Source organism: Blautia intestinalis (genome assembly GCF_014297355.1).
GTDB lineage: Bacteria > Bacillota > Clostridia > Lachnospirales > Lachnospiraceae > Blautia_A > Blautia_A intestinalis.
Window position 1 is genome coordinate 1 of sequence record NZ_JACOQE010000012.1, and the last position, 26,359, is coordinate 26,359.

General features: G+C 40.8%; 30 protein-coding genes and 1 pseudogene. 26 read left to right on the plus strand and 5 right to left on the minus strand.

What is annotated here, in order from left to right; genetic code table 11:
- Both H8Z79_RS14060 and H8Z79_RS14065 read left to right on the plus strand, forming a co-directional pair.
- On the plus strand, positions 1-183 hold a 183-nt coding region (locus tag H8Z79_RS14060; RefSeq protein WP_187002909.1), incomplete at its 5' end, for a Type 1 glutamine amidotransferase-like domain-containing protein.
- 55 nt (positions 184-238) lie between these two features.
- Positions 239-757, plus strand: a complete 519-nt coding sequence (locus H8Z79_RS14065) for a ClbS/DfsB family four-helix bundle protein (RefSeq protein ID WP_033126079.1) — start codon at positions 239-241, stop codon at positions 755-757.
- Positions 758-1,181: 424 nt separating this feature from the next.
- On the opposite strand, the gene H8Z79_RS14070 is transcribed toward H8Z79_RS14065, so the two are convergent.
- The gene (locus tag H8Z79_RS14070; RefSeq protein ID WP_055219104.1) at positions 1,182-1,979 is read right to left on the minus strand and encodes a helix-turn-helix domain-containing protein; all 798 of its coding nucleotides are present in this window, start codon (positions 1,977-1,979) and stop codon (positions 1,182-1,184) included.
- 240 nt (positions 1,980-2,219) lie between these two features.
- Between H8Z79_RS14070 and H8Z79_RS14075 the strand changes: the two genes are divergently transcribed.
- The 17 genes and pseudogenes from H8Z79_RS14075 (at position 2,220) to H8Z79_RS14155 (ending at position 17,318) form a co-directional block, all read left to right on the plus strand.
- Positions 2,220-3,323: a tyrosine-type recombinase/integrase gene (locus H8Z79_RS14075; protein ID WP_117699384.1), complete on the plus strand. Its 1,104-nt coding sequence runs from the start codon at positions 2,220-2,222 to the stop codon at positions 3,321-3,323.
- Positions 3,324-3,341: 18 nt separating this feature from the next.
- A complete protein-coding gene (locus H8Z79_RS14080) occupies positions 3,342-5,072 on the plus strand; it encodes a tyrosine-type recombinase/integrase (protein WP_118213164.1) in 1,731 nt (576 codons plus the stop codon).
- On the plus strand, positions 5,059-6,567 hold the full coding sequence (locus H8Z79_RS14085; RefSeq protein WP_225877012.1) for a tyrosine-type recombinase/integrase: 1,509 nt from the start codon (positions 5,059-5,061) through the stop codon (positions 6,565-6,567). The genes H8Z79_RS14080 and H8Z79_RS14085 overlap by 14 nt, the downstream gene beginning before the upstream one ends.
- Positions 6,551-6,958: a DUF6262 family protein gene (locus tag H8Z79_RS14090; RefSeq protein WP_117592877.1), complete on the plus strand. Its 408-nt coding sequence runs from the start codon at positions 6,551-6,553 to the stop codon at positions 6,956-6,958. The genes H8Z79_RS14085 and H8Z79_RS14090 overlap by 17 nt, the downstream gene beginning before the upstream one ends.
- 20 nt (positions 6,959-6,978) lie before the next feature.
- The gene (locus tag H8Z79_RS14095; RefSeq protein ID WP_117592879.1) at positions 6,979-7,359 is read left to right on the plus strand and encodes a TnpV protein; all 381 of its coding nucleotides are present in this window, start codon (positions 6,979-6,981) and stop codon (positions 7,357-7,359) included.
- A 131-nt stretch (positions 7,360-7,490) separates the two neighbouring features.
- Positions 7,491-7,787 (plus strand): hypothetical protein, encoded by a 297-nt coding sequence (locus tag H8Z79_RS14100; RefSeq protein ID WP_117698104.1) that lies wholly within the window; start codon positions 7,491-7,493, stop codon positions 7,785-7,787.
- Positions 7,788-7,926: 139 nt separating this feature from the next.
- A pseudogene (locus H8Z79_RS14105) lies at positions 7,927-8,268 on the plus strand (ATPase, T2SS/T4P/T4SS family); the annotation flags it as partial.
- Entirely contained in the window at positions 8,265-9,008 is a 744-nt protein-coding gene (locus tag H8Z79_RS14110; protein WP_118041022.1) for a type II secretion system F family protein, read from the plus strand. The pseudogene H8Z79_RS14105 and the gene H8Z79_RS14110, both read left to right, overlap by 4 nt.
- Before the next feature lie 34 nt (positions 9,009-9,042).
- On the plus strand, positions 9,043-10,068 hold the full coding sequence (locus H8Z79_RS14115) for a type II secretion system F family protein (RefSeq protein WP_118041024.1): 1,026 nt from the start codon (positions 9,043-9,045) through the stop codon (positions 10,066-10,068).
- Positions 10,069-10,109: 41 nt separating this feature from the next.
- Entirely contained in the window at positions 10,110-10,289 is a 180-nt protein-coding gene (locus H8Z79_RS14120; RefSeq protein ID WP_015540762.1) for a Flp1 family type IVb pilin, read from the plus strand.
- Between the two features lie 19 nt (positions 10,290-10,308).
- The gene (locus tag H8Z79_RS14125; RefSeq protein WP_118041026.1) at positions 10,309-11,826 is read left to right on the plus strand and encodes a DUF5702 domain-containing protein; all 1,518 of its coding nucleotides are present in this window, start codon (positions 10,309-10,311) and stop codon (positions 11,824-11,826) included.
- Positions 11,827-11,875: 49 nt separating this feature from the next.
- Positions 11,876-12,679: a hypothetical protein gene (locus tag H8Z79_RS14130; RefSeq protein WP_118041028.1), complete on the plus strand. Its 804-nt coding sequence runs from the start codon at positions 11,876-11,878 to the stop codon at positions 12,677-12,679.
- 81 nt (positions 12,680-12,760) lie between these two features.
- Complete coding sequence (locus H8Z79_RS14135; RefSeq protein WP_015540765.1) at positions 12,761-13,171, plus strand: prepilin peptidase; 411 nt, start codon at positions 12,761-12,763, stop codon at positions 13,169-13,171.
- The gene (locus H8Z79_RS14140; RefSeq protein WP_118041030.1) at positions 13,168-13,665 is read left to right on the plus strand and encodes a TadE family protein; all 498 of its coding nucleotides are present in this window, start codon (positions 13,168-13,170) and stop codon (positions 13,663-13,665) included. Before H8Z79_RS14135 ends, H8Z79_RS14140 begins: the two co-directional genes overlap by 4 nt.
- Positions 13,666-13,668: 3 nt before the next feature.
- Positions 13,669-15,129, plus strand: coding sequence for a DUF6382 domain-containing protein (locus H8Z79_RS14145; protein ID WP_118041032.1), 1,461 nt, complete (start codon positions 13,669-13,671; stop codon positions 15,127-15,129).
- A 105-nt stretch (positions 15,130-15,234) separates the two neighbouring features.
- Complete coding sequence (locus H8Z79_RS14150) at positions 15,235-16,716, plus strand: DUF6056 family protein (protein ID WP_118041034.1); 1,482 nt, start codon at positions 15,235-15,237, stop codon at positions 16,714-16,716.
- Entirely contained in the window at positions 16,716-17,318 is a 603-nt protein-coding gene (locus H8Z79_RS14155; protein ID WP_182279262.1) for a rhomboid family intramembrane serine protease, read from the plus strand. The genes H8Z79_RS14150 and H8Z79_RS14155 overlap by 1 nt, the downstream gene beginning before the upstream one ends.
- On the opposite strand, the gene H8Z79_RS14160 is transcribed toward H8Z79_RS14155, so the two are convergent.
- Positions 17,294-17,974: a two-component system sensor histidine kinase NtrB gene (locus H8Z79_RS14160; protein ID WP_118041036.1), complete on the minus strand. Its 681-nt coding sequence runs from the start codon at positions 17,972-17,974 to the stop codon at positions 17,294-17,296. The genes H8Z79_RS14155 and H8Z79_RS14160 overlap by 25 nt on opposite strands.
- Positions 17,975-18,111: 137 nt before the next feature.
- Between H8Z79_RS14160 and H8Z79_RS14165 the strand changes: the two genes are divergently transcribed.
- Both H8Z79_RS14165 and H8Z79_RS14170 read left to right on the plus strand, forming a co-directional pair.
- Positions 18,112-18,516 carry an HIT family protein gene (locus H8Z79_RS14165; RefSeq protein WP_118041038.1) on the plus strand — a complete coding sequence of 135 codons (405 nt, stop codon included), beginning with the start codon at positions 18,112-18,114 and terminating at the stop codon, positions 18,514-18,516.
- Between the two features lie 55 nt (positions 18,517-18,571).
- The gene (locus tag H8Z79_RS14170; RefSeq protein WP_118041040.1) at positions 18,572-19,111 is read left to right on the plus strand and encodes an RNA polymerase sigma factor; all 540 of its coding nucleotides are present in this window, start codon (positions 18,572-18,574) and stop codon (positions 19,109-19,111) included.
- 14 nt (positions 19,112-19,125) lie between these two features.
- Here H8Z79_RS14170 and H8Z79_RS14175 read toward each other — a convergent pair whose 3' ends face one another.
- Positions 19,126-20,196 carry an undecaprenyldiphospho-muramoylpentapeptide beta-N-acetylglucosaminyltransferase gene (locus H8Z79_RS14175; RefSeq protein WP_118041042.1) on the minus strand — a complete coding sequence of 357 codons (1,071 nt, stop codon included), beginning with the start codon at positions 20,194-20,196 and terminating at the stop codon, positions 19,126-19,128.
- 180 nt (positions 20,197-20,376) lie between these two features.
- On the opposite strand from H8Z79_RS14175, the gene H8Z79_RS14180 reads away from it, so the two are divergent.
- The gene (locus H8Z79_RS14180; protein ID WP_147349003.1) at positions 20,377-21,555 is read left to right on the plus strand and encodes a DUF4367 domain-containing protein; all 1,179 of its coding nucleotides are present in this window, start codon (positions 20,377-20,379) and stop codon (positions 21,553-21,555) included.
- A gap of 69 nt (positions 21,556-21,624) precedes the next feature.
- A complete protein-coding gene (locus tag H8Z79_RS14185; protein ID WP_118041046.1) occupies positions 21,625-22,122 on the plus strand; it encodes a DUF6147 family protein in 498 nt (165 codons plus the stop codon).
- A gap of 566 nt (positions 22,123-22,688) precedes the next feature.
- Here H8Z79_RS14185 and H8Z79_RS14190 read toward each other — a convergent pair.
- A complete protein-coding gene (locus H8Z79_RS14190; protein WP_182279263.1) occupies positions 22,689-22,856 on the minus strand; it encodes a hypothetical protein in 168 nt (55 codons plus the stop codon).
- Positions 22,857-23,076: 220 nt separating this feature from the next.
- Between H8Z79_RS14190 and H8Z79_RS14195 the strand changes: the two genes are divergently transcribed.
- Complete coding sequence (locus H8Z79_RS14195; protein WP_118041048.1) at positions 23,077-24,696, plus strand: MBL fold metallo-hydrolase RNA specificity domain-containing protein; 1,620 nt, start codon at positions 23,077-23,079, stop codon at positions 24,694-24,696.
- Between the two features lie 115 nt (positions 24,697-24,811).
- Here H8Z79_RS14195 and H8Z79_RS14200 read toward each other — a convergent pair whose 3' ends face one another.
- Positions 24,812-25,054, minus strand: a complete 243-nt coding sequence (locus H8Z79_RS14200; protein WP_118041050.1) for a TIGR03905 family TSCPD domain-containing protein — start codon at positions 25,052-25,054, stop codon at positions 24,812-24,814.
- Between the two features lie 140 nt (positions 25,055-25,194).
- On the opposite strand from H8Z79_RS14200, the gene H8Z79_RS14205 reads away from it, so the two are divergent.
- Entirely contained in the window at positions 25,195-25,899 is a 705-nt protein-coding gene (locus H8Z79_RS14205) for a 5'-methylthioadenosine/adenosylhomocysteine nucleosidase (RefSeq protein WP_118041052.1), read from the plus strand.
- Between the two features lie 65 nt (positions 25,900-25,964).
- Positions 25,965-26,330: a hypothetical protein gene (locus tag H8Z79_RS14210; protein ID WP_118041054.1), complete on the plus strand. Its 366-nt coding sequence runs from the start codon at positions 25,965-25,967 to the stop codon at positions 26,328-26,330.
- Positions 26,331-26,359 lie beyond the last annotated feature (29 nt).

Genomic DNA, 26,359 nt, shown 5'->3' on the forward strand with positions numbered 1-26,359 from the left:
GAAGATGATGCAGGGCTTGATTTGATTGATTTCTATGTTCTTCCGCATTATCTTACAGCACCATTTAAGAAAGTTACCGAGAAAATAATGACTGAGTTTTCGGATTTGAATCTATGCCCTATTAACAACCATCAGGGAATTGTAATTGATGGTGAAGGTTCAAAGGTTATTTGCAAAGACTAATTTGAAAAATCCTTTTTTTTGAAACTGGAAAATCGGAAACTGAGGAGATAGACTATTGAGAACATATGAGAATAAAGACGAGCTTAAAAACGAGATAAATAAAAGCTTTGCAAAGTATATTTCAGAATTTAATGATATTCCGGAGCATTTAAAAGATAAGAGAATTGATGAGGTCGATCGAACTCCGGCAGAAAATCTTGCTTATCAGGTTGGCTGGACAACTCTTGTTATTAAATGGGAATCAGACGAAAGAAAGGGTATTCCTGTCAAAACTCCTTCGGATAATTTTAAGTGGAATCAGCTTGGCGAATTATATCAATGGTTCACAGATACATATGCTCAGCTGTCACTGCAAGAATTGAAAGACAGATTGAATGAGAATATCAACTCTATTTATGCAATGATTGATTCTCTGAGTGATGAAGAATTATTTAAACCACATATGAGAAAATGGGCTGACGAAGCAACTAAAACAGCTGTCTGGGAAGTATACAAATTCATACATGTTAATACAGTTGCTCCGTTCGGAACCTTTAGAACCAAGATTAGAAAATGGAAAAAGATTGCACTATAACTTCCAGTTTGTAGAATTCAAAAATTTAATATGAAATGTGAGATAGAGCGTATGGAAATAATCTATACGTTCTATTTTTTTGCCTTTTTTGAAAAAGTGATTAAAAAACTATTGACATTTTGTTACTGGTAGAAGCAGATGGTTATAAAAAGCTTTTGGTAACTATGAGTGCAAAAACAGATAGCTGCGAAAATTTATTATGAGCTAATAGCAAAATTTGATATTTTGTGATATTGAGGGTATGGGGAATCGTAATCTCCATTAAGTTCGTCAGAGAATTATAATCCAGAAATGGGATTTTGAGTTACTCTAGGCGATACTTGCTTTAGAAAATGATTTGCCATAATGAGTTAGAATATGGGAGGAGGAAGCGTTAAAAAAAGAGAGAGCCATAAGCAACTCTCTCTGTGATAAAATCAAAAAGTTATAGTATCAGTGATTCGGTAAGATTACAAAAATCCTTAACAGGAATATTTTCTTTAAGTGGTAAAGCTGTCTCTAAAAAGGTTTCGTCTGCAAATCTTTCGAGTTCAGAATCAAAATATATAATTGAAGCATTTGTATTTAATTGGTATGGTGGAATTGTAACAAAATAATCATAATCTTCGTAAGAAGGAGTGGCGCAAGAAACTTTGATTTTTCCGCCCAATTTCAATTTTGCAAATTCTCCATAAATGGCAGTTAAGGCTTTTTTTCTTTCTTCATCAGAAGTAATTCTATCTACATATCTAATATACCAATAATCTATATTTCCCTCTTTTAATTCAATTAAATAATCGTATGATCTGGGTGTTCCGGATTTTATTGTCCATTCAACTTTATGCAGACTTGTCATCATGGAAAGTCCACGCATTAAGGTAGAAAAAAATTTTTCATGCACCTGAACAGTAGAGAGATCCAGAGAAAATCCATTGTCTGCAATTATCTTTTTCCGTTCCCGTATTTTCTTAGAAGAATATCCCGTTGCATCATATAATTCTTGGATAAGTTCTGGATCATCAATGGCTTTTGCAATTTTATCAATAGTGCTTTTATATGGTCTTCCAGATCGGGCACCGTTGAGCATTCGTGAAATGGTTGCATTATTTAAGCCTGTTTGTTCAGATAATTCTTTTTGTGTTTTTTTCTGTAAAATGATTTGAAGTATATTGATGAATCTTTCCTGATCGTAAACGCTGTCAGGATTTATTAGTGTGCCTGAATTTGATATAAATTCGTTCATTCAAATCTCCTCTTGACTTCTTTGACTTTGTATAAATTGACTTCTTGTAGTTTATCTTATCAATTATATCCCTAAAAATCAATTTAAAACATAAAGAAATCAAAAAATGCTTTATTGATATTCCTTTAAAAGTCAAAGAAGTCAAAAACGTAATTGACATTTTGATATCTTTGTGTATAATGTAAATCAAGAAGTCAAAGAAGTCAAACAAATCGAAAAGAAAGGAAGGAGGGCTGTGGATTGAAATATAGGGTTGTTTCGGTTTTGAAAGATAATAGACCACGTTTTTTGATTATTTCTGATATTGAAGAAATTGAAATCCTTCCATCAAAGTATTTGAAGCATCTGGATCAGATTAATGCTTCTCCGAATACTGTAAAATCCGCAGCCTTCGCACTTTCATATTATTACAATTATCTGCAGGAGCAAACGATAGGATTGGATGAGATTACATTGCTATCCTATTCAGAGCAGAATAAACATTTTATTGATTTCTTGTATTGGGTTAAGAGTGGAAAGCATACTGAGCATAAAACACAGACGAGCAATAAGACCTGCAATATGTATCTTGGTGCAGTCTTCAGATACTACCAGTTTTTGGCACTGGAAGATGTCTTGCCAATGCTTAAAGTCTTACGAGTAAAAAAAGTATCATATTTTGACAGTATGGGAGTAAATCATCAAAATGCAGTGAATTCGTTTAAAGGTTTCTTCAAAGAAGAAGAATCTAATCTGGAAGAAATAACATCCGAAGAAATACAGGAGCTGATAAATGCCTGTACGAATGATAGAGATCTATTGCTGATAGCAATGATGGCAGAAACCGGTCTTAGATTAGGGGAAATTCTAGGAATCCATTATACCGAAGATATTGATTTTGAAAGAAGGACGGTTTGGGTAAGGTATCGTGAATCTAATACCAACTTGGCAAGAGCAAAAAATGCAGAATATAGAATGGCTTTGTTAAGTAATACAACTTTTGAGTTCTTGGTTAAGTACATTTCTGATAATCGAAAAAGTCTGATGAACTCGGAGTATCTATTTACAAAATTAACTGGAAAAAACAAAGGAGAGCCATTAGATGCGGATTCTGTGTATAGCATGTTGAAAAGGCTATCCAAAAAAACGGATATCAATTCCCATCCGCATCAGCTCCGACACTATTTTGCGGAGGAAAGAAGAAAAGAAGGATGGGATTTGAATGACATTCGTTTTGCCTTGGGGCATAAGAAAGTTGAAACTACCATTAAATACTTGGGTGAAAATAATGAACGATTGATAGAAGCGACAGATCAATACTACTTAAATAATGAAGATTTATACCAAATTGCAGATTTTCTGTAAAAGGAAGGAGGGATTACCTTGGCAGTATTAAAAATTGTTCCGAAGTTATATCAGGAAAAAATATCTGAAAAATTAAAGGAAGAAATATCTTTAGTTACGACTGGAGAAGCAAAATACTATAACCGGTTATACAAATTTTTTCAGTATACAGATATACAGTGTACTGCAGATATTAACTATGAAACGAGAAAAATGTATATGGATTCTCTTGAAAAAGAGGATATTTCAGAAAAATATAAAGCGGAATTACTGAGCTTATTTGATCGTTTAAAAATAGAAAATATGCCGGATGTCTATTCACAAGGAAAGCCCTTCTCTGTAGAACAGGAGTTTTTTAAGCAAGACAAATTGTTTTTGCTGTATGTCCCCAATAAGAAGAAAGCACAATCTTTCCGTCAGGTGGTCGATAAGAATGATTTGTTATGGGACTTAACGAGGATACATTCATCACAGTTGGTGCGACAGACAAAAATATTGCTGTGTGAAATTCTGAATATGGATAAGGTACAAAGACATCGAAGATATTTTTTAGAACCATTAAAAGCACTTGTACGGTTTTGCGATAAGTACGGAATAGATGATATTGAAGAAATGGAACAGGCAGATGAAAACAGATTTTATCTGTATTTAAACAAGGAGTCAGAAATTATAAAAAAACAGGCTTCTAAGATTGTTGAGTTTGCGAGAAGAACGTTATTTCTAACAGATTCAGAGATAAATTGGCAAGCATGTATCTGGTATATGGATAGGTTTCAGTTTGATAAATCAAGAATCAATGCCAGTTCACCTGTTAAAAGTCTTTCATTTATTAATATTTACGAAAAAGAAAATCGTTGGTATTTACAATTATACGCAAAATATTTAGTTGGGATATCTGATCTGTCTTTATCAAATATCCGAAATACAATAAGTTTTATTTCACAATTTTTAAAATATCTGGATGGACAGAGTAAGAAAGTAACTGAACTGGAGATACAAGATATAGCGGATTATGTATCTATTTTGGATGTGTCCGATATTAAATATTCCACGTTTAACCGATATATAACTCATATACATACATTTCTACAGTTTTTGAAAATGAAAAATATTGAAGTGTTGAAGTTTTATCCGGAACGATTTTTAAAAAAAGGTTTTCCAGAACACAACGAAAGAAGTGTTCCAGAAAAAACAATTGCTCATCTGATTAAGGAGTTGCCGGCATTCCCAGAGCATTTACAGTTGATGTATTTGATTTTGTTTTGCACAGGAATTAGGAAAAGCGAGGTTTGTACAATAAAATCGGGAGCCTTTTATTCACAAGGCAATGAGAATTGGATGCGCATATATCAAAGCAAAATGCGGAGGGAAAAAGTCATTCCTGTTCCGAGTTTATTGGTTGGACTGGTGAACGATTATGAAAAAAAGTACGGAATAAAAAATGGGGAGTATTTATTCAAAAATAAAAAAGGTGGTGCATTTAATGGACAGACATTTTCAAATCAGATGATTCGGGAGTGTAAGGCTCGTGGGATTGCCTGTGGAGATTATATCTTTAGAGCACACGATTACAGACATAACCTTGCAACTTCAATGTACGGAAATGGAGTTTCTATACAAGGGGTACGAGATTATCTGGGACATTCAAGTGAGAATATGACAAAACAGTACATTGATTTCATGCCGGAACGTATTGTATCGGCTGAAGATAAATATTTTTCAAGAAATCAGTCATTTAAATTGAAAGGAGTAGAAGATGATGAAAGGTAATATTAATTTGATTTCTTATGACTGTTATCAACAAGCTACAGAAAAACAGTTGGCTGGGCTGAAATGGAAGGAAAACAGGGTGTACTACATATCAGAGATTCGTAATGAAAAGATACAGGATGAGATTTATGGGTATATCGATGATAGATGTAGACGTTTATCATTATCAACAGCCGTAAATGATATTTACAGATTTGATCTGTTGAAAGAATTTCTGAATGAGAAGTGTACAAGCTGTAGCAGCATTACTGATAAAAAATGGGAAGAACTGGAGAGAAGCTATAAAGCATTTTTATATAAAAAAGGATTGGCGCTGTACGTTAGAAGAAATAGACCGGATAGGCGGAATGTTGAGCAACAAAATAGCGCTCAGGTTTCTTTTCTGAAAATGTATTATGAGTATGTTGTGAAGTGTAAAACAGCAGATATTCCAGAAAATGAAAAAGATGTATGGGATATGAGAAAGCTGGATATTGTGCCAAGGAGTAATCCGATTCGTGGAAGATATAGATTAGATTTTCGTGAGATTAGGCAGAGAGAATTTAAAGAGATAATAAAGAGAATATTGTATAGCCACTGCCAGACAAAAGCAATGGGTAGTATAAAAGGCGAATTGTGTGGATTCCGTCGGTTTGCTAGATTTATGTATGATCGGTTTCCAGAAGTAAAGCATTTTACAGAAATTAGCAGGGATATGATAGAAGATTATCTGGTTTATATAAAAACGGATACCGGTCTTACATCAGTCAGTTACACAACAGAACTGTCGGTTTTGGATAATCTGCTGGATGAAATTGGGCGGGAACTGGAAATAGAAAATTTATGCAATCTTTTTCTGTCCAGTGATTGCAGAGCATATGACAACGCTTTGCCAGAAGCGTATTCAGATGCAGAAATCAGGAGATTTAATAGTGCATTAACAAAATTAAAGCCCCAGTTAGGAAGATGTCTAATAATACATCAGATGCTCGGTACAAGAATAGAGGATACGTTGACTTTGCGAAGGGATTGCTTATCTGAGAAATCTGGGCATTATTTTATAACTATTCTCCAGCATAAAACAAGGAAATACAAAAGACCAGTCAGCGATCAGCTGGCAGAAGTGATTAGAAAAGCAATAGAAGTTTCAGAAAAGGACCATCCAGATTCAGAATATATTTTTTTGCAAGATAATGGGAAATTATATACAGATTCAATGCTGAAATATCATGTAAATATCATGATTTATGAAAATGATATCAGGGATGATAATGGAAATTATTTTGAGTTTCGTACACATCGTTTTAGACACACTTTTGGAGTAAAACTTACAGAAATGAAATTAGATGATGATAGCATTGCAAGGCTGTTGGGGCATAAGGATACACGAACCATACCACATTATCGGCGGTTAAGAAACGAAGCATTAGCGGAGGATACAAAGGCTGTACGAGATGAAATGAATGAATTATTAGCACAATACAGGAGGGAAAAGGAAAATGCAGAAACACGATAAAATGGTAGCACTGGCAAAAGAAAAAAGTGCGGAAATGACGGAAACAGCAATAACAGCTATTGAAACAATGTATAGAAAAAATATAAAAATTTCAGTTGCTGAACTTACAAAATTAACAGGACTTTCCAGAGGTTTTTTCTATAATAATCCGAATGTGAAACAGGTCATGATGGAATTGAAGGAAAAACAACAGGGAATGATATTGCGAAATCCTAAAAGCGATGCTATTGCAAAAGCACAGGAAGCACGGATTAAGAGTTTAGAACAGAAATTATCCGATAGTGTTCCGAAAAACGAATATGAGAATCTACAGAAAAAATATGAAGAATTACAAGTGAAATATAGTCAAATGAAAAAGGGAACACTGTTGAAGATGTACGACCAATTATAGGAAGAAAAGGAGAATATTTTATGCAGAACGAAATTTACGATGAGAAAAATGGACTTACTTATATGTTATGTGGTGATTATTATTTGCCGGAATTGGCACTTAAAGATATTGAACCAACATATGGGAAATATGGGATGCTTCGTAAAAGCTATTTACAGGAACACAGAAGGGCAAAATATCAAATATTGTTGTTACAAGGAAAACTTGTTGAGCATTTGAATCAGATTGATGCAGAAGCAAGGGATAGGGAAGAACAATTAGTAAAACAGATGATGGAGAAACAAGGAATTACAGAGAAATTAAAAAGACAGGACAACATGGAATGGACTAGGAGGATGAATACCATTTGTCATGATGCAGAAGAGATGATTTTGACGGAAATGATATACACGAAAGGATAATGAACTGTATTGGATAGCAAGAATTTTGCAGCCCGGATAGCAAAAAAGTGGAAGTCCGGATAGCAAAAAAATGGAAGTCCGGATGGCAGGATTCTTGCTGTCCGGAAAGATAAAAAAGTGAGGGATTAAAAATGTTGGTTAAGTACATAATAAAAGTGTTTTTGTGTTTGATTCTTGTAGTAATGACATTGATTTGCTGGTTATTAAAAATTCCTATGATGTTGGGAAATATTTTTCTTTACTTTTTATCAATTATATTTATTCTGACAGGTGTTTTGAGCTATGGATTTGCATTGGAATCTGCAAGAGAATGTGGTCGAATGATAATAATTGGGATGGCATTTGGTGCAATACCAGACTTTGTCCCATTTTTGGGAAAAAGTTTAGAGACATTGGTTGACAAACTGTTGAGTATGATAAATGAATGAGAAAGTCGATATGAAAGAGGGCTGTGAAAGGTTCTCTTTTCTTTTTGCAACTGTGAAATGGCAAGATAATAACGTTATATACATTGTGTATTAAGTACAGATATTGTATTTCTGCATGATGGGAACATAGGGAGTCCATATAAAGGCCTTGAATACCGGACATGACGGAAGCTTAAGCACTGCCCATGCCAATTCGGCTTCGGACATGCTGTCAAGACTTGAAACCATGACCCTGATGGGAGTGGACCTTCCGCTTGAGGCCATTCGAAGGCAGATTGCTTCCGGTGTTGATATTCTTATTCATCTGGGAAGAATGCGTGACAAAAGCCGTAAGGTACTTGAGATAACAGAAATATGCGGATTTGAAAATCATGAAATAAAGACACGTACGCTTTATCGTTGGCAGGAGGGAAAGGGACTGGTACAGACCGCCGAACTTCTGAACAGGGAAAAGCTGATACGGGCAGGAGTGACCATATGAAGCAGAGTTATGAAGAGTATCGTTTTTCCGTGACAGAGATTTTGAAGTATCTGGTGCAGGGACTTCTGCTGTGTGGTGCGGTGGATTATCTTTTCTATCAGAATCCATGGCTGATGTTTCTTGCATTGCCGGTTACGGTATTTTTTCTGAAATGGAAAAAGAAAGGGCTGATCCGTGAACGGAAAAAGAACCTGAATTATCAGTTTAAAGATGCGCTAAATGCGCTGAGTGTTGCTGTTCAGGCAGGATATTCTGTAGAAAATGCAGTTATGGCATGTTCCAGAGACTTGGAACGGCTGTATCCGCAGGAAACAGATATTGTGCGGGAATTTCATTATATGGAAACACAGCTGAAGGTAAGTGTGCCGGTGGAAGAGCTTTTAATGAGTTTCGGCGACAGAAGTGGGATCGAAGATATCGAAAATTTTGCAGCAGTTTTTTATACCGCCAAAAGAACCGGTGGTGACATGAACCGGATCATACAGACTTCTTCGAGGATGCTGGGTGACAAGATTGACGTGCGCAGAGAAATTGAGACGACACTGGCGGCAAAAAAGGCGGAACAGATGATCATGAGTCTGATGCCGGCCGGAATCATTCTGTATCTTAAGCTGACTTCACCGGGATTCCTTGAAGTACTCTATGGAAATCCGTTCGGAATTCTGGCAATGTCCCTGTGCCTTGGAATTTACGGGCTGTCTTACTGGCTTGGAAGACGGATTGTAGATATTGAAGTTTAGAAAGGAAATGCGGGAGAGCCGCACAGAATAAAATATGTGGGTACATATAATACTCTTTGTGCTGACTTTTGGAATCATGCTTGTATGGAAGGCAGGCTGGATCCGATTGGACGGAATCGCAGACCGACAGAGCATGCGGCTGTTTCTGCTTGTTGCGGTCTGCGGAAACCTTCTGGGAATGGCACTGACCATGACAGACGGCAAAGTTGTAGTCTATCAGGAAGGACACCGCATGGAGAAGACTCCGGATGGTGCATACACGGAAGAACTACTGGTGTCTGTGAATGGTCAGAAACCGCAGAAGTTTGATGTGGAGATTCCGGAAAAAGAGACGGAGGAGACAGAAGTCGAACCGGAGCAGGAAGTAAATGAGACAGAACAGAGACAAAAAGAATTAAGAGAAATCATTGAAGAATATAATCAGCAGAAACAGGATCCGGATTATTATTATCTGCCGGATCAATGGGACGGTCAGAAACTTATCTGGCAGAAGTCCGGTGATCAGACAGGATCACTTCTGGCATCGCTCGCGTTTTTTGCAGCGTTTGTTGTGATGCTGAAAAAAGCAAAAGAGCAGCAGGAAGAAATGGCAAAACGCGCAGAACAGCTTTTGATGGATTATCCGTCGCTGATCATGAAATTTACTCTTCTGATTCAGGCAGGCATGACGGCACGTAAGGTGTTTCAGAAAATGAGTGCAGATTATATGAGAAACCGTTCAAAGACCGGACGATATGCGTATGAGGCAATCACGATCATGTGTCATGAGATGGACAGTGGTGTTGCAGAGATGGAAGCATATCGCAGATTCGGAGAAAGGTGCGGTCAGATGAAGTATAAGACCTTTTCCACGATTCTGATACAGAATCTTCAAAAAGGCAGCCACCGGATGGCGGATCTTCTGGAAAAAGAGGCACTGGAAGCGTGGGATGAAAGGAAGCGAAAGGCAAGAGTGCTGGGTGAGACAGCGGCTACAAAGCTGCTCGTACCGATGGTCATGATGCTCGCGGTGGTGATGGCGATCATTATGATACCGGCATTTTTATCTTTCTATGGATGATGGAGCAGCAGGAAAGAGCAGATAGAATAAGGAGGCAGAATATGAGTGCATGTATGCGGACAGCGAGAGAGTTTATGCGTGAAGAAGATGCAGTAGGTGTCGTTGAAATCATTTTGATACTGGTCGTGCTGATCAGTCTGGTAATCATTTTTAAGGAACAGCTGACGAATCTGGTGAGAAGTATTTTGAGCAAGATTACGAAGCAGAGTAATTCTATCTGAAAAGGAAAGGAGTATGCCAATGGAGAAAAAAGGAAGTATCACTGTTTTTCTGGCGCTGATTCTGAGCTTGCTGCTGTCACTTGTTACGACAGGAATCCAGTCGGTGCAGGCTGCGGCGGCAAGAACGCAGATTCTGAACAGTATGGATATCGGACTCTATTCTCTGTTTGGACAGTATGACCGTTTCCTTATGAAGGAATATGACCTGTTTTTCATTGACGGAGCACAGGGAAACTCAGATTTAAATCTGGCTGCGGTATATGATAACCTTGAATCCTATATGAAACCTGTACTGAAACAGAACAGTCAGAAGCTTGCTTTGAAACAGGGCGGATTTACAGGCTATCGTCTGGCAACTGATGAAGGCGGAGAAATTTTTTTTCGGCAGGCAGTGACATTTATGAGAGACACACTTGGAAGCCAGGGCGTGGGACTACTTCTTGACCGTTATCACAAAAAAGAAGAAAAGATCAGACAGGCGGAAGAAGCCGGACGTCAGAGTGAGGATGGCAACAGCCTCGAAAATTATGATGCAGAGATGGATTCAGCAGCACAAAAAAGTCAGGAAGCCGAAGCTGCCTCGAAGTCAGAAACCGGTTCAGGTGCCGAAGATATCTTCGGAAGTGGTGAAGAATCAGGCGGAAATGCCGGCGGCAATGAGATAGTGGAAGCACCAAAACCTCCTGCAGTCACGAATCCGATTCCGATCATAAAACAGATTCGAAAAATGGGGCTGCTTGATCTGGTTATTCCGGCTGACCGGGGTATTTCCGAGAATCAGATCTCCCTTTCGAATCTTGTGTCACACCGACAGCTGCAGGAAGGAATCAATCTTCCAACGGAGAATATCCAGACGTCTTCTGCGACTTCGCAGATTCTCTACCAGCAGTATCTGATGGAACATCTGGGAAATTACCGGGAACCGTCCACCGCAGGACTTAAATATCAGATTGAATATCTTCTGGGTGGAAAATCCAGTGACCGGGAAAATCTCCAGACAGTTGCAAGGCGGCTCCTTCTGATCCGCGAAGGAATCAATGTATCGGCATTGATGACCGATGCATCAAAGAGAGCACAGATACAGGCACTTGCGCTGGCAGTTGCATCTGGTTTTCTGATTCCTCCGGCAGCAGTGGTGATTGAGACTGCGCTGATACTGTGCTGGTCATTTGCGGAGAGCATTGTAGATCTGCGGGAACTGTTTCATGGAGGAAAAGTACCGCTTGTGAAATCACCGGCAGACTGGCAGTTGTCACTGGAAAATCTTTCGAATTTCCTGCAGGAAATGGACAGTGAGCGCAAAGATGTGGAGGGCGGCATGTCATATGAAGATTATCTGCAGGTACTTCTTTTATCCACTTCACGTTCGCAGAAACTTAAGCGGGGAATGGATATGATTGAAGCGGAGATACGTGCGACAAAAGGCAGAGAACAGTTCCGGTTGGACTGTTGTATTGAAGCAATTGAGGTGTCTGTGGATGTGCGGGCAAACAGAAGCAGAACATATACCGTAACAAAACAATACAGCTATATCTGAGGGCTGAAGGGCGGCGTTCTCGCCGCCCGCTAAAAGGAGGTGCAGAAAGATGCTTTTTCAGAAGGCACAAAAAAAGCTCAATGGGAATCAAAACAAGATAGGCAGAAAGAATAAAGAAAGGACACGCTCTCTGAACAGATGGTATCTGTCGTCCCCGATAGGCAGAATCCTCCTGACGCTTTCTGAAAAGGTATCTTTGTGTACCTCATGTGCAAAGATAAAAAAGGCAGGACTGTCAGTAGAGACAGCACTTGTACTTCCGCTGTTTTTTCTGGGTATGGTGACAATGATTTCCTTTATGGACATTTACAGTCTGCAGACGACACATTTGCAGGCGTTATGTGAAAAGACGAAGGAAGCCGGGATGTATGCGTATGTGGCGGACGGAAATGGCCCGGATGAAATCACACTGCCCGATGTATATTCATACAGTCCGGTCGGTGCGCTGATACCACTTCCGAAGGTCTGGATGCACAATACCGTGAAAGTCCATGCATGGACAGGCGCAGAAGAAAGTGGGAAAGGCTCCGGTAACAGCACAGAACCTGAAGAAATGGTTTTTGTGACAGAAAGTGGGTCGGTATATCACACAAAAGCGGGTTGCCGTTATCTGAACCTGTCTATTACACAGGTGTCCGGAAGCAGTGTATCACAGAGGCGAAATGATAATGGGGAGAAATACAGCCCATGTGAGACCTGCAGCCGACATCAGAACCCCTCGGGGACTGTTTATATTACGGGTTCCGGGAACCGTTATCACAATGATGCTTCCTGCAGTGGACTGAAGCGTACCGTTCGGCTGGTCAAGAAATCACAGCTCGGAGACATGCATGTATGCAGCAAATGCGGATAGAGATTCGGCGGAGACATTACAGAAGCAGCAATAAAAATCTCAGAAAGAATGAAATGATCAGAAGAAAGAAGGAAAAGGAAAATGGAAAAATACGGCACACTGATCTTTCTGCTTTTCAGCAGTTTTTTGGATATCCGAAAAAGAGAAATCTCAATACCGGTCACATTGCTGTTCGGACTGGCAGGAGTGGCATACAGTATCAAAACCGGAAGAACAATGACGGACTATCTGATTCCGGCGGCCATAGGCATTTTTATTTTTGCATGCAGTATCCTGACACGGGGACAGGTAGGTATGGGAGACGGATGGCTTCTTATGGCGCTGGGATGTATGATGCGAATGGAAAGCTACATTCAGACGGCCTGCATTGGAATGCTGCTTGCGGCGGCATGTTCCGGTATCCTGTTGCTGGTGTTTCGAAAGAATAAAAAGACGGAGATTCCACTGGTACCTTTTTTATTGCTGGGATATGTAGGAGGGATGGTTATATGAAGAAAAGAATCCTCAAAAATTACAGATACAGGATTGTAAACTCAAGACATAAGAAATATAGAAGTAATCTGTGCAAGGGTAGTTTTACGATAGAGGCTGCATGTGTCATGTCTATCGTGCTTCTGACAGTTATGGGAGTCATTTATCTGTCATTTTTTGTACATAACCGGGCATGGCTGACGGCGGCAGCCTGCGAAGCATCATTGAGTGGAAGTATGGAGGCAGTGCGTCAGGACGGACAGGCGCAGGCAGCAGCAGAAATCCGTGGTGAGGAGCTTGGAAATGTAGGATTCTTCGGGGCGGAAAATCTGCGATGTCATGTAAATGCAGGAAAAAAGAAAGTCAGTGTAACTTATGAAGCAGATACGATTGCAGGTTTTGGTGGATTTAAATGGACATTAAAAACAGAAGGAAACTCAAAAGTCATTCGGCCGGTAAAATGGATCCGCAGGCTCAAGGCTGCAAAGGAAGTGATTGGTATAACAGGAGATTAAAATATGTATGCAGAATATAAAAGAGATGTAAGTCACAATTATTTGATCCTACGAGAAGAAGAAAAGGTAAATACAGCATCCTATCAGGTACGAATGCTGACGGGAAATGTGATTCCCTCTATATTAAAGTGCAGATTGCAGGGACTGGACGGGAATCTGCTGTTTTATTATGACATCACATCCAGGCAGTCACTGGCGTCTTTTTATGAACAGCGGAAATTTCACAGAAAAGATCTGCACATGCTTTTTGGCGGATTCATTCGTGTGATGGAAGAGATGGCGGAGTTTCTTATGAATACAGACCAGCTCCTTTTATGTCCGGAGTATATCTTTCTGGATATAGAGAAGCGAGAAGTGAAATTCTGCTGTCTTCCGGATTATCATCATCCGATACAGGAACAGTTCCGGGAACTGACAGAATACCTTCTCCCGCGACTTGACCATGAAGATCCTCAGGCAGTGAGTATGGGCTATGGAGTCTACCGGAAAGCAATGGAGACAGGATTTCAGCTTGAACATATAAAAGAGGCAATTTATCAGAACAGAGAAGTTATAGGGAAAAATGACAATAAAGACTCTGCACAGAAACAGGGGCAGAAGCCCCCGGAAAACAATCTGGATGGTGCGGATAATTTTGGAGAAAAAATACAGGAAAAGGCAGATGTTTCACATTTACTGGAGACAGACGTGGAAAATAAAACTTCAAAAAGGAAAAAAGACAAAAAGAAAGAGGAGTCTGATTTTCAAAAGTCCTCCAACGAATGGACGGGTGCTTTACTTTGTGTTTTCACAGCAGCAGTTTTGATCATTCTTCTTATACTTCGCTATCTGGGGTACCTTCCGGGAATCCCGGCGGAAGCTATCTTCGGAGGAGCCATCATCCTTTTGGCTCTCGCTGCATTCTTGTCCTGGACAGCCGAAAAGAAGAAGCAGAAAAAGCAGATGAGTGCAGAGTGGAGAAAAAAGGTGAAGAGGGAACTTGATGATACATATGAAAGCAGCAGTGAGAAAAGGAGGAAGGAGAGAAATTCAGAGGATTTGTATGAAGCAGATTCAGTACAGGAAAAAATGCCGGAATGGGGAGACGGAAAGTATAAAATGCCGGAACAGACCGGGGAAACAGAAAACTACGGTGAAACCGTCGTTCTGTCCGCCGGACAGACTGAAGGCCCTGCCAGTCTTGTAAGCCGCGAACCGGGAGAACTTGCGACAATCTATCTGGATCGTGACCTTATGGTGATCGGTAAGATGGAAAATGCCGCCGATGCTGTGATCTCCCTCCCGACAGTCAGCCGTATTCATGCAAAAATCCGTAAGGCAGATGACGAATATTATCTGTCAGATCTCAACTCGAGAAATGGAACTTCAGTAAATGGAAGACTGCTGAAGACAGGAGAGGAATATCAGCTGCAGGACGAGGATCAGGTGGAATTTGCACAGGCCCGGTACATATTTTTAAAATAGACGGAGAACGCCTGAAAATACGGTTGAAGGAAAAGCGGTTATATAGACTTTTATAATACGGTATGCTATACTTTCTGAAAGAAAAATGAAAGAGAAATATAACCCATGAAAAAGAAAAGTAAGGTATGCTGGTTGATATATATAGCGGCATTTGTTGTATTTTTATATATCGGATATAAGGTACCATACTGCCATGATGAATGGCAGTGGGGTCTGGATGAACGGATAGAACTTATGAAAAACGGTTTTAAAGATTATAATGGCCGTTATCTGGGAAATCTTCTGGCACTTTTGATTACCAGAAGCGTACTTGCAAAGGCTGTGGTACTTGCAGCAGGTGTTGTGTGGCTTTTGGATGTCATGTATAAAAATATACGTTTCGAAGAAGAAAGCTGGACAAAAGAAAATACATTTTTACTATTGGGAGCTTTTTTTCTTTTAATCTCAATTCCATCAACGTTGTTTCAGCAGAGCTATGGCTGGCCGGCAGCATTTGTAAATTTTGTTCCACCGGTTTTTCTGTTTTTGATTTATTATAACTGGACGGAATGGGTGTATACGAAGCAGAAGCAGTCTGCTATTCCTGTCTGGGAAACAATTATGGTAATTCCACTTGGTATTTCTGTACAGTTGTTTTCTGAGAATATTACAGTGTTTGTGGCTTTTTATGCGGTATGGATTGTTGTGTATACACTGATTCGTTATAAAAATATTCCGCTTATAGAATTAAATTTTTTATGGGCTTCTATAGCGGGGGCGCTGATTATGTTTTCTAACGGTGCCTATTCAAGAGCTGCTGACGGATCAGACGGATATAAAGAAATTCACATAACTGTCAGTGGATTGGCAAGACAGTTTATTAGCAATATCTGGTATCATTTATCAATAAATAACTGGGTGTTAAATATACTTTTGATTATTGTCTTGTTGATTTTGATTCAGAAAAGTGGGCGAAAAACTTTTGCCACAATAGAAATGACGATAGTATTTTGTGGGTACAGTGTATATAGTGTCTTTCATAAAATTTATCCACAATGGGTATTTGACAGTGATCAAAATCTGAATAATGCGATCAATACCATGCTTGCGATTTTGTTTTTTGCAAATGTGCTTTTGTGCATCTGGAAAAATGTAGACAGGAAAGAGGGAATTTCCATGTGCATTCTCTATCTGTCATCGGGAGCTGTGGCGGCGCCGCTTCTGGCAGCGAATCCTATTGGTGCGAGATGTTTTTACGTATCTTATATTTTTCAGGCACTGGTGCTGTTGAAGCTGATCAGATATCTGACAGGCAGATACAGGACGGAGTTGTTCTATCCTATACTGATAACAGGAATGGCGGTCTGTGTTCTGTGTGTGATATATGTAAGAATGTTTTTGGCAATCGGTCAGGTAAACGATTACAGAGCACAATTGATACAGACGGGAATAGAGCAGGAACAGAGGGAAATTGTGCTGCCTGTTCTGCCGTATTCGGAATATTTCTATCAGACTATACCGCCAAATGAGCGATGGGCAAAACGTTTCAAGAAATTCTATCATATCCCGGAGGATGTGACAGTGAGATTTGAACAAATTCTGGAGTAATGATCTATATGGAAGAAATAAAAAAAGAGCCGGTGACGGTCGGCCTGATCCTGATCAATATTATCGTGTTTCTCGCGGTGGAATTCAGCGGAAGTTCACAGAACACGATTCATATGCTGGACTGTGGCGCAGCCTACACACCGATGATCATAGAAGGCGGGGAATATTACCGACTGTTTACCTGTATGTTCCTGCATTTTGGAATCGAACACCTTTTGAATAATATGCTGGTTCTGTTTGTTCTGGGAAGCCGTCTTGAACGTGTGATCGGCAAGATAAAATTTCTGATCATCTATCTTGTGGGCGGACTTCTCGGCAATGTGATCTCAGTGCTTGTTGAGTTGAAATCTATGGATTTTGCCGTATCAGCAGGCGCTTCCGGTGCAGTTTTTGCTGTTATGGGAGCGATGATTTATATTGTGGTCCGCAACAAAGGATGGCTCGGAGATCTGTCTGCGAGACAGATTCTTGTCATGGCATTTTTTTCTCTTTATTATGGATTTACCAGTACAGGAGTGGACAATACAGCCCACGTTGCAGGACTGGTTTGTGGAATGATGATTTCCATTCTTCTGTATCATCCGAGAGGCAGAAGAATATAAAAGGTTGTTCCTTCACCGGGTACACTTTCGACGCGGAGCGTCCCATGGTGTGCTTCGATAATCTGCCGGGTGACAGCAAGCCCGAGACCTGTGCCGCCGGGCTTGTACGTTACGAAAGGAAAAAAGATCTGTTCCAGCTGTTCCGCGGTCATGCCACAGCCATTGTCATGGACGGTGATCTGGATTCCATCTGAAACAGCAGAAGCGATGATTCGAATTTTGCCGTGTGCGTGCTGAATAGCCTCCTGTGCATTGCGGAGAAGATTAAAAAGAGCCTGACGGATTTTTGTCTGATCCAATTCAAGATGGGGAAGATCCTTAGGGATGTCAGTCTCAAGTACAATGCCCAGATAATCCAGTGCAGGTCGAAAGGTATTGGCAATTCGATCAAGCCACAGGCTTGTATCCGTTGATACGAGAGAGAGATGTCCTGCATTCTGATACCGGGAAATTTCATCAAGAAGCTCACGGATGTAATTCAAATTTTCCATAATGTTGTCCCAGTGTTCATCCAGACAAAGTTGTGGATGATGGTCGGACAACATTTGTAACTCACTTGTGATAAGAGCGAGGGGGTTGCGTATCTCATGTGAGAACATCGAGAGTGTCGACTGAAATTCTTTTTTCTGCTGTTCAAATTTGTTATTTTCCTGCATAATCTGTCACCTCATGGGAAGTGTATCATCATAAAATACCACAATCAACAAATTTCGTATTGAAAAATTCGCACAAATACGAGACAATATAGTTATTAAACAGTTATTTTTACAGAATTCTGAAGGAGGAATTTATCATGGAAAATTGTATTTTTTGTAAAATCGCGAATGGAGAAATTCCATCCGCTACATTATATGAGGACGAAGACTTCCGCGTGATCCTGGATCTGGGACCGGCTTCTAAGGGACATTCCCTGATTCTTCCGAAATCACATGCTGCCAATATTTATGAACTTCCGGATGAAACCGCAGCGAAAGCAATGGTTCTTGCAAAAAAAATGGCAACAAAACTCAGAGATGGACTGAACTGTGATGGATTTAATATCGTGCAGAACAATGGCGAGATTGCAGGACAGACCGTATTTCATTTCCATATGCATCTGATTCCGCGTTACGAGGGAGACCAGGTCGCTCTGACATGGAAACCGGGCGAGCTGACCGATGAAATGAAAGAAGAGATTCTGAATAAAGTAAAAGCATGAGTCATACAGAACACGTAAGAAAAAACAACAAAATAAAACGAAAGCGTAAATACGAATGACGATTGAGAATTTTAATCAGTTCTATGATGAATACCAAAGATTCTCAGCATATGTTGCATATTGTATCACGAAGGATAAACTTCTGGCAGAAGACATCAGTCAGGAGATCTTCATCACGTTTTATAAGATGAAAGAAAATCTGGACTATTCAGATCGTAAGAAACTGAAGGCACTGGTTCTTCGCGCAACTACAAACAGATGCAACGATTATTTCAGAAAACCCTCCACCAAACAGGAAATGTGTACATTCGACGAAGAGGGTGTGGAAGAGACTCCCGACGAAAGTGGAGATCCGGAAGCACAGCTTCTGCGTATGGAAGAAGAAACTTATCAGAGACTTGTTCTTCGGAAACTCAGAATGAGAAATCCACAGAACTACGATATTTTGATAAAAACTAAGATGCACAGGATTCCGACCTCGGAAGTTGCTGAGGAATACGGGATCACAACGAACAATGTAAACAACCGTAATCTGCGTTCAAAGGCGTGGATTATAGAAGAACTGGAGAAACTAAGAAGGCAGTCACATTTGTAACTGCCTTCTGTTGCTTACCTGGATAATACACATTCCTCAATAAGAGAAAAGATATGATGAATGGAATCCATCTGTTTGCCACCTGCCATGGCTTCTTCCAAAGTATGACGGTTCTTGTATAACTGATGGATGGTATCGAGGAGCTTTTCATCGGTGATTTCTTCCTCTTCAAGTACCATGCTGAATCCCTGCTTTTCGAAAGAACGGGCATTCAGGATCTGGTCACCGCGGCTTGCATTTGCAGAGAGCGGAATCAGAAGGTTCGGCTTGTGAAGAGCACTGATCTCGCAGATTGCATTCGCGCCTGCACGGGAGATCACGACATCGGACAGCGCGAAGAGATCCGGAAGCTCTTCCTTGATGTATTCGTACTGTACATACCCTTCGGTACCCTTGAGGGACTCGTCCATTTTGCCTTTGCCGCAGAGATGGATAATCTGGAATTCTTTCAGAAGTTCCGGAAGAATCTTGCGGACATGGTCGTTGACCGAGGCTGCACCGAGGCTTCCGCCGATTACCATAAGGACCGGTTTGTCGGAAGTGAATCCGCAGAACTGTCTGCCGGCTTCTTTGTCACCTTTCAGAAGCTCCTGACGGATTGGAGTACCGGTAAGGACTGCTTTGTCTGCCGGAAGACTGCTGACGGTCTCTGGGAAGTTGCAGCATACTTTGACTGCGGAAGGGATACAGAGCTTGTTGGCGAGGCCCGGAGTCATATCTGATTCATGAATAATTGCTGGAATCTTGCATTTTTTTGCAGCGATCACAACCGGGACGGTGACGAAACCGCCCTTGGAAAATACAACGTCAGGTTTCAGTTTCTTAAGAAGTTTTTTTGCTTCGTGGAAACCTTTGAGAACCCTGAACGGATCGGAAAAGTTCTTAGGATCAAAGTAACGTCTGAGTTTGCCTGAGGAGATTCCGTAATAAGGAATTCCCATTTCTTCGATGAGCTTACGCTCAATACCTTCATAGGAACCAATATAGGAAATCTGATATCCGGCAGCTTTGAGTGTCGGGATCAGGGCGATATTTGGGGTAACGTGGCCGGCAGTACCACCGCCGGTAAGAACAATATGTTTCATAGGGAATTCCTCCTGAAAAATCTTTTTATTAACCATAACTATGAACCACCGGGACAGAATTGTCAAGGAGAGATAGAGCTGTCCGCTGTCTGAGATGCTGTGAAAATCATCCGGAATGTGGGAAACGGTAATTCGCAGAAAAGTCTACAGTGGGAAATAGCGGCAGCAGGAGATTATGTAATGAAAGAAAAGTTTGAAAAGGAACAGAAAGACAATTATATAGAAGATCCGATGTTGGACATGCCGGATATGGAGGATGACGAAAAGTTCCGGCAGTGGCTGGAGGAGACATACATTGATGAGGCAGAGCTGATCGAGAAGTCTTTGCTTGCCGGACAGGAGTATGAGAAAAACCTCGATATCGCAGAAGAGTTGAGTGTCCCCAGAGAAAAATTCTATCAGCGCCTGAAAGAAGAAGGGCTGTATGAGGATGAGACGGATGACACTTCGGAGGTTTCAAAGAAAGCAGTCAGATGTGCTGGTACAGAAATCGCCGGAGATGCTGTGGCGAAGAAGAATAATGCTTCTGTGTCAAGGACAGCCGGGGAGAAAATTATTTCTATGGAGGCGAGAACTTCGAAGGAGGCTGGCGGCGCGGAAAAAGCAACCAGAGACAAAATTATTGACATGGAGACAAGAAGTTCGAAAGAGGCTGGTACCGCAGCAAGGGCAACAGAAGATTTCGATTCGGCTGTGAAGACAGAGACAGTAGCAGTGGCTGATATGGAGATATCGTCAGAGAAAAGTTCAAAGAATGACCGTCCGGTCAGAAAGAAGCGGAGTTATTTGCGGCTGGGTAAAGTCGCAGGTGTGGCAGGCGTATGTCTGCTGTGCGTGTTTGCGGTAAGCATGACGGGTGAAGCAAACAGAAATCATTTTATCGAAGGGATTCGATATCTGGCAGGGGATGACACGAGAGTAGTCGTAGATAATGATGAGAATAATGAATTTGCAAATACAGATGAATATGAGGCGATAGAGGATATAGAAAATAAAATCAGTGTTACAGTACCAGAGTTTTATTACAGACCGCAGGGAATGGAATTTTATGATTATACGGTTGATAAGCCTGCTTCATTAGCCAGAATAGAATATAAATATGCAGACACTATGATTTTGTTTTTAATAGATAAACAGAATGAGAATACTGCCAGTAATATAAACCTTGTTAAGGGAGAAGAATATACGATAGATACAATTATAGAAAATGGAGTTGAAATAATTATCAAAGAGATACAGGATGTGGAAGAAGTACCAACGTATAAAGCAGTGTGGTCAAAAGATGATGTGTCGTACAGCCTTGTTGGAAAGATTGAATTGGATGATTTGAAAAAAATTGTAGAATATATGAAATTTTAGAGTGATTTTTCGCGATTTCTTACGTATATATTATGTAAGGGTATGTTTACATAGCGAAAGGAGTGAAAAATGAGCAGAGGGAAGAAATTACTTGGTCTTCTTGTGGCAGTTGGTCTGTCCGTGGGAATGAGTGTAACCCCTGTACTGGCTGAAACTACCAGCATTCTGGATGCAGTTGCAGAGGAAAAGCTTACAGATGAGGAAACAACAGAAGATTTCGCAGAGGATACGCAATATTATCCTGCAAGAAGTACAAATCTCAATTGTGGAAATGTGAAAATTCAGAAAGTTTCAGATCATGAATTATCAATATATGGATTGACACAGTGCCATAAGAAATGCAGTAAAGTATTTTTATCACTTTTTCTGGAAAGAAAAGTGAATGGAAGCTACAGCACATATAAGGTTTTTGAGTATACTGCCAAAAATGTAACGAGTCTTGAAAAGGGATTGAATATTCTTGTTCCAAGCGGCACCTACTACCGTGTGCGCGGATACCATGCGGCCAGTAATGATGGCTTAAAGGAATCAGCTTCCACACTTACAAGTGGTATCATGATTAAGTAATTAATCACTCAATGTAACTATTAACCAAAAACAACATTAAAGAGAAAACCAAAAATCAACCAAAAACCAAACTTTTTAAACCATGTAAAACCAATTAACAAATTATAACTTTAAAAACCTAAGACAAAATCTTTAAACCAAACTACTGCGGGCATCGCGGACATCGGAGAATGCAGAATAAACCGTGTAAACATCCGTTACCTTTCGAAGGGACGTGCTGCCAGCAGACTTAAAAAACCAAACCAAAACCATGTAAGGCAGGGCGGGATTTCAGATCCCGCCCTGTTCCTTTTCTTGATTTTTCCATACATATCCAGCTTTCATTGGTCGGAGAGGCAGATACTATTTCTGAAGTCATCCCAATATCCGTACATGATTGACCTGTCTAGAACTTACTGATGTGGAAACCAACTGATTTACCTGAAATAATTGACCTGCCTAGAACTTACCTATGCAGGAGTCATTCAATTTTAGGAAATTTGTGGACTATGAGAAGACTAAGTGTCATGCAAGTCAATTATGCATCAGAAATCGGTAGACTATGTAAGAAGTTAGTACTAAACAAGTCATCTTAGTGCCTGTAAACGGTGGACTACATAAGAACTAAGTATATGTAAGGTCAATCCAGCAGGTAATTCTATTTTACCAATCTTTCCTGTTTCTGTAATTGCAGGCATCCCAAAATCTTCTCCGTTGCTGTTCACTCCGTTCACAGCAACTTGGTCAAAATCCATTCCAAATCACCTTCGGTGATGGGATTTTGCCCCGTATGTCTCGGGCTTTTGCCATATTCATGACAAAACACCTCGCGGGACATTACGTGTGAACAGTAAATCTTCTCCTGCATTTATCTTGTGATTTTATACAAAAATACTGTTAAAAAATAATTAAATCGTGTATAATGGTTACAACAATATATATTTGCGTGATTTTTCAGACAAAGGGGGCTCGCACATGAAGATAACCTTTATTGGGGCGACACATGAAGTAACCGGAAGCTGTTATTATCTGGAAGCTGCCGGTAAGAAGTTTCTTGTAGACTGTGGTATGGAACAGGGACCCGATTATTATGAAAATCAGGAAATACCGGTTAAGGGAAGTGACCTTGATTTTGTGCTTTTGACCCACGCACATATGGATCATTCCGGAAATCTGCCGGCAATCTATGCAAAAGGTTTTCAGGGACCGGTTTATGCGACACAGGCGACCTGCCATCTCTGTGACATTATGCTTCGAGACAGCGCCCATATCCAGATGTTCGAGGCAGAATGGCGTAACCGTAAGGGACGTCGTCAGGGCAAGCCGGAGTTTGTACCGGCATATACGATGGAAGATGCAATGGGTGTCCTGAAGAATTTTGTTCCGTGTCCATATGAAAAGACGGTCACACCGGCGGAAGGTATCCGTGTACGGTTTGTCGATGCCGGACACCTGCTTGGATCTGCAAGCATTGAAGTGATCATCAACGAGGATGGTAAAGAGAAAAAGATTGTTTTTTCCGGCGATATCGGAAATCTCAATCAGCCGCTGATCAAAGATCCGGTATACCTTCACGATGCGGATTATGTCGTGATGGAGTCGACCTACGGTGACAGAAGCCATGGTGACCGTCCGGATTATGTGGGACTTCTGAGTGAGGTGATCCAGAGAACCTTTGATCGCGGGGGAAGTGTTGTGATTCCATCCTTTGCGGTAGGACGTACGCAGGAGATGCTTTATTTCATCCGTCAGATCAAAGAAGAAGGACGCGTTCACGGACACGATAATTTCAAAGTTTATGTGGACAGTCCGCTTGCAAATGAAGCGACAACCATTTTTAATGAACATATTTATGACTGTTTTGATGAAGAAGCACTGGCACTTGTAAATAAGGGCATCAACCCGTTAATGTTCCCGGGACTGAAAACTTCGATCACAAGTGACGATTCCAAAGCCATCAACTTTGACGAGGATTGCAAAGTAATCATTTCCGCGAGTGGTATGTGCGATGCCGGACGAATCAAACATCACCTGAAACACAATCTGTGGAATCCGAACAACACGATTCTGTTTGTCGGTTATCAGGCAATCGGTACCCTCGGAAGATCACTTCTCGAAGGTGCTACAGAGGTAAAACTTTTTGGTGAGACTGTTTATGTTGGCGCAGAAATCTGCCAGATGCCGGGCATCAGCGGTCATGCCGATGTAAACGGACTTATGACCTGGATCAAATCTTTCAGTCAGAAACCGACAAAAGTTTTTGTTACACATGGTGATGATGAAGTGACGGAAATTTTTGCAAGACGTCTTGAAGAAGAACTTGGACTGGATGCAATGGCGCCGTTCAGCGGCACCGTTTTTGACCTCGCAGAAAATGTCTGCATCTATGAAGCACAGGGCATCAAGATCACGAAGGCTGCCGTTTCACCGAAGACTTCGAAAGCTGCACGTGCATTCCAGAAACTGGTTGCTATGGGACAGCGTCTTATGTCTGTTATCCGTAAGAGCGAAGGTATTCCGAACAAAGATCTCGACCGCTTTACAAGAGAAGTGCAGTCATTGTGTGATAAATGGGACCGAGATGATCTGTCATAAAGAATTGCAAATAAAAATCAATATAAAAAGATGCAAAAAACCGGAGAGCCGATGTGGTTCTCCGGTTTTGCAGTTGATGTACTTATATACAGCATGTAGCTGTACAGGAAAAAAATTAGTTTAAAGCTTCTTTCAGAGCTTTGGAAAGCTGATCCGGACAGGATGTCGGTCTGAAGCCGCAGCGGATTCCTTCGAGTCTGCTGATAGCTTCTTTGGCATCCATACCTTCGATCAGTCTGGCTACACCCTGTGTGTTGCCGGAGCATCCGCCCTGAAATTTTACATCATGAACTTTTCCCTGTTCGTCAATTTCAAATGAGATGGCGCTTGAACAGACGCCGGATGTTTTATATACCATAATCTCAACCTCCTTTGCACAGTATAGCAGAAAATAAAAAAAGTTTCCATATAAACGCAACATTTGGTATAATAAAAAAGAATGTAGAAATTTTGAAATAGACAATTTAAAATACAGAAAAAAGACGGGAGAATTTTATTATGAGATGTATTGGTATCATAGGAGCGATGGAAGTTGAGGTCGCAAGTCTGAAAGAGCGCATGCAGAACGTGGAGATCACACACAAAGCTTCCATGGAATTTTATGCAGGTGTTTTGGAGGGCAAAAAAGTGGTTGTTGTCCGTTCCGGAATCGGTAAGGTAAATGCAGCAGTCTGCACACAGATCCTGATCGACGATTTCCATGCAGAGGTTGTGATCAATACAGGTATCGCAGGAAGTCTGAATGCAGATATCAATATCGGTGATATTGTAATTTCTACAGATCTCATCCATCATGACATGAACGCCGTAGCGTTTGGCTATCCGGTAGGTCAGATTCCGCAGATGGAAGCTTTTTCATTCCACAGCGATGACGCACTTCGCAAGCTGGCAGTACAGGCATGCAAGGAAGTTAATCCGGATATTGAAGTATTCGAAGGACGCATTGCGTCCGGTGATCAGTTCGTTGCAGATCAGGGTGTCAAGGATTTCGTTGTAAAAGAATTCGGTGCATATGCAGTTGAAATGGAAGGAGCAGCAATTGCTCAGGCAGCATACCTTAACAATGTTCCGTTCCTTGTGATCCGTGCGATTTCCGACAAAGCAGACGGAAGTGCAGAAATGGATTATCCGACATTTGAGGCAATGGCAGCAGAGCACAGCTTCAAACTGACACTTCGTATTCTGAAAGACATTCAGGGCTGATCGCGGCACACTTTGCATATTCCTGCATAAAATGTTAGGGACGATGGTAAAGCAGGAGCCTGTCCATGTATTATGACAAGTTTTTACCATTTTATCTGACCTATGCCAGTCCGGTGCTTTATAGTGGTGAGCGCATGCAGGAAAGAGAATTTGCTTTGATGAAATCTTATTTTCCCGATACAGCACTTAAAGTGCAGGAAAAAGTAGAAGAAGAATGTGAGCTTCTGGATTATGAAGGAAGTAGACTTTATGATGAATATCCCGACAGACTGATGATGCGTGGTCTTTGCAGACAGATCCGCGAGCAGGTTGCTGGGGAACTTGAGATGCAGGAGATTGCGGATCGTTTTCTGGATGATCTGATCGAAGTGCTTTTATATCAGGAGATTTCCAGAAGACGCTGCAGACGGCGCAGATGCCGGGGATTCTGACAGGAAGCTTTGCATTACAGACGTACAGT

Bases quoted from the DNA above. Each gene is read 5' to 3' on its own strand.
- H8Z79_RS14095 (WP_117592879.1), top strand. From the start codon at position 6,979: ATGCAGAACGAAATTTACGATGAGAAAAATGGACTTACTTATATGTTA.
- H8Z79_RS14120 (WP_015540762.1), top strand. From the start codon at position 10,110: ATGAGTGCATGTATGCGGACAGCGAGAGAGTTTATGCGTGAAGAAGAT.
- H8Z79_RS14145 (WP_118041032.1), top strand. From the start codon at position 13,669: ATGTATGCAGAATATAAAAGAGATGTAAGTCACAATTATTTGATCCTA.
- H8Z79_RS14140 (WP_118041030.1), top strand. From the start codon at position 13,168: ATGAAGAAAAGAATCCTCAAAAATTACAGATACAGGATTGTAAACTCA.
- H8Z79_RS14110 (WP_118041022.1), top strand. From the start codon at position 8,265: ATGAAGCAGAGTTATGAAGAGTATCGTTTTTCCGTGACAGAGATTTTG.
- H8Z79_RS14160 (WP_118041036.1), bottom strand. From the start codon at position 17,974: ATGCAGGAAAATAACAAATTTGAACAGCAGAAAAAAGAATTTCAGTCG.
- H8Z79_RS14165 (WP_118041038.1), top strand. From the start codon at position 18,112: ATGGAAAATTGTATTTTTTGTAAAATCGCGAATGGAGAAATTCCATCC.
- H8Z79_RS14155 (WP_182279262.1), top strand. From the start codon at position 16,716: ATGATCTATATGGAAGAAATAAAAAAAGAGCCGGTGACGGTCGGCCTG.
- H8Z79_RS14175 (WP_118041042.1), bottom strand. From the start codon at position 20,196: ATGAAACATATTGTTCTTACCGGCGGTGGTACTGCCGGCCACGTTACC.
- H8Z79_RS14210 (WP_118041054.1), top strand. From the start codon at position 25,965: ATGTATTATGACAAGTTTTTACCATTTTATCTGACCTATGCCAGTCCG.
- H8Z79_RS14190 (WP_182279263.1), bottom strand. From the start codon at position 22,856: ATGGATTTTGACCAAGTTGCTGTGAACGGAGTGAACAGCAACGGAGAA.
- H8Z79_RS14170 (WP_118041040.1), top strand. From the start codon at position 18,572: ATGACGATTGAGAATTTTAATCAGTTCTATGATGAATACCAAAGATTC.
- H8Z79_RS14135 (WP_015540765.1), top strand. From the start codon at position 12,761: ATGGAAAAATACGGCACACTGATCTTTCTGCTTTTCAGCAGTTTTTTG.
- H8Z79_RS14200 (WP_118041050.1), bottom strand. From the start codon at position 25,054: ATGGTATATAAAACATCCGGCGTCTGTTCAAGCGCCATCTCATTTGAA.
- H8Z79_RS14125 (WP_118041026.1), top strand. From the start codon at position 10,309: ATGGAGAAAAAAGGAAGTATCACTGTTTTTCTGGCGCTGATTCTGAGC.
- H8Z79_RS14090 (WP_117592877.1), top strand. From the start codon at position 6,551: ATGCAGAAACACGATAAAATGGTAGCACTGGCAAAAGAAAAAAGTGCG.
- H8Z79_RS14070 (WP_055219104.1), bottom strand. From the start codon at position 1,979: ATGAACGAATTTATATCAAATTCAGGCACACTAATAAATCCTGACAGC.
- H8Z79_RS14195 (WP_118041048.1), top strand. From the start codon at position 23,077: ATGAAGATAACCTTTATTGGGGCGACACATGAAGTAACCGGAAGCTGT.
- H8Z79_RS14100 (WP_117698104.1), top strand. From the start codon at position 7,491: ATGTTGGTTAAGTACATAATAAAAGTGTTTTTGTGTTTGATTCTTGTA.
- H8Z79_RS14115 (WP_118041024.1), top strand. From the start codon at position 9,043: ATGTGGGTACATATAATACTCTTTGTGCTGACTTTTGGAATCATGCTT.
- H8Z79_RS14150 (WP_118041034.1), top strand. From the start codon at position 15,235: ATGAAAAAGAAAAGTAAGGTATGCTGGTTGATATATATAGCGGCATTT.
- H8Z79_RS14180 (WP_147349003.1), top strand. From the start codon at position 20,377: ATGAAAGAAAAGTTTGAAAAGGAACAGAAAGACAATTATATAGAAGAT.
- H8Z79_RS14130 (WP_118041028.1), top strand. From the start codon at position 11,876: ATGCTTTTTCAGAAGGCACAAAAAAAGCTCAATGGGAATCAAAACAAG.
- H8Z79_RS14205 (WP_118041052.1), top strand. From the start codon at position 25,195: ATGAGATGTATTGGTATCATAGGAGCGATGGAAGTTGAGGTCGCAAGT.
- H8Z79_RS14185 (WP_118041046.1), top strand. From the start codon at position 21,625: ATGAGCAGAGGGAAGAAATTACTTGGTCTTCTTGTGGCAGTTGGTCTG.
- H8Z79_RS14085 (WP_225877012.1), top strand. From the start codon at position 5,059: ATGATGAAAGGTAATATTAATTTGATTTCTTATGACTGTTATCAACAA.